The following is a 1,928-nucleotide window of genomic DNA, read 5'->3' on the forward strand; positions in this document are numbered from 1 at the left end:
TGCCCTGAAAGTGTTCGGCTCTCACTATTACAGTAAGGGAATATACAATGCATGGAAGCCGGGGTATTTTTATTTGACTAACAAAAGGCTTATTCTTTACCGTCAAGATTTTGATGAAATCACCTTTCAGATACCATTAGAAGAAATAAAGGCATTGGTAACGAGAGAGGAGGCGCATTTTGTTAAAGGAAAGAAAAAACAGGTACTTTATCTTATAGATAAACAGGAGAGAGTGCATCGGCTTAGCGCAGTAGAAACAAACCAGTTAAAAGATGCTATCGTGCAGAATTTAGAAACTATAGGGCTTTCTTTAGAGGAAAGCCCTGTGCTTTTAGAGTTTGAAGAGATACCAATTGACTTCCTGATAGAAGGAGAAGAGGTTACTCATCGAGGGAAAAAGGTATGGTATTTAGCGCCTGCTTCCGGTATTCAGCAAGAGACCTGGAGACCAGGTCATCTCTATCTTACTAATAAGAGATTGTGCTGGTGGTACGATTTTGAAAGGAAGTTGGTTTTTGAGGTTCCTGTTGATAGAATAGTTAGTGTTAACACCGAGATGAGAAAAACAAGCGGTCTTGATAGTAAGAAGGAAAAGATGCTGGATGTAGTGTATAGTCTTAATTCAGCGAAAACAATAGCCTCTTTCTCCGGGGGAGGACAGATAGATGAATGGCAGGAAGCGCTAAATAGGATTGTTTCTGGCAAGATAAGTGAGGAAACCGAAACCTGTCCTCAGTGCGGCAAGCCCGCTCCGGCCAAAGAACTATTAGAAGAAGGCTGCTCAAGCTGTGGCTGGGTTAGCCCGGGGTTAAAACAGAAAACAGAAAACAGAGAACAGAGAACAGAAAAAATAACAGCTTAACATCTGGCTTCTATTTTCTGTCTTCTGAGGACAGAGAGCAGAAAACAGAGAACAGAAAAATCTGTCTTCTGTCTTCTGATTAAGGAAGGGAGCAATATCATGTCCGGATCAAGAGGTGAAGATTCTTATAAAGGAGTTGGCAATCAAGTCAAAGAATCGGTTCTATCCGAAAGGCTTGCCTTTACCGGTAGAATAGCCGCCAGTATAGCCCATGAGATAAGAAATCCGCTTGGCAACGTGTCTATAGCGGCCCAGCAGCTTAAGAAGGCCTATAGCGAAGATAGCCCCTGGTCTAAACATATTGAAGTTATTATTAGAAACACGGAGAGGATTAACTTTTTGATCACCGAACTCCTCAACTGTGCCCGACCACCGGAGCTTAACATTCGTCCCCATGATATGCATGGGATTATAGAAAACGTTTTGGATTCGATAAGGAGCAGTCTTTCCACACAATGGATAAAGGTGATTAAGAAATTTGACGCTAAGCCATCAATAATAAATGTCGATAGGGAACATATCAACCGGGTATTCTTGAACGTGGTAATCAATTCTGTTGAGGCCATGCCTAAAGGTGGCACCTTGACCATCAGTACCAGTATTGAAGGCGACTTTTTTATGGTAAAGATTCAAGATACCGGGGTAGGCATCCCCGAAGAAGATATTATCAAGATATTTGATCCCTTTTTTAGCACTAAGTCAATGGGAGTAGGTCTGGGTCTATCCATAGTTTACGGGATTGTGGTAAGTCACGGTGGGAAAATAAGTGTAGAAAGCATTTGGAAAAGGGGTACTATCTTTACCATCTCTTTGCCTACAAAATAGACCCCGACGGTCAGAGGACAGACAGTAGGGGCGTATTGCAATAGGCCCCTACAAATAAATTTCTGACCTCTGTCTTCTGTTATCTGTCTTCTGTCCAAAAGGAGAGGTTATGTTAGAATTAAAATACGATGTGAGAAGAGGGGCGGATACCTACAGATTAATCTATCACTCCAGGCTGAAAAGCTGGATTCTAAATGGTATTATCAAACGAGACGAAGCACTGGTATGGAGAAGCGGTCTT

2 protein-coding genes are annotated in these 1,928 nt (G+C 42.0%); both read left to right on the top strand.

Annotated features, from left to right (window positions below; translation table 11 throughout):
• A partial coding sequence (locus COZ07_RS01675; RefSeq protein ID WP_406606865.1) for a PH domain-containing protein occupies positions 1-862 on the top strand: 862 nt, incomplete at its 5' end.
• A gap of 99 nt (positions 863-961) precedes the next feature.
• Positions 962-1,687, top strand: coding sequence for a nitrogen regulation protein NR(II) (locus tag COZ07_RS01680; protein ID WP_406606866.1), 726 nt, complete (start codon positions 962-964; stop codon positions 1,685-1,687).
• The last annotated feature ends 241 nt before the right edge of the window (positions 1,688-1,928 follow it).

The sequence above is a fragment of the Candidatus Infernicultor aquiphilus genome (genome assembly GCF_002784285.1).
Classification (GTDB): Bacteria; Atribacterota; Phoenicimicrobiia; order Phoenicimicrobiales; family Phoenicimicrobiaceae; genus Infernicultor; species Infernicultor aquiphilus.

Excerpts from the sequence above, each read along its gene's own strand:
- COZ07_RS01680 (WP_406606866.1), top strand. The coding sequence starts at position 962 with ATGTCCGGATCAAGAGGTGAAGATTCTTATAAAGGAGTTGGCAATCAA.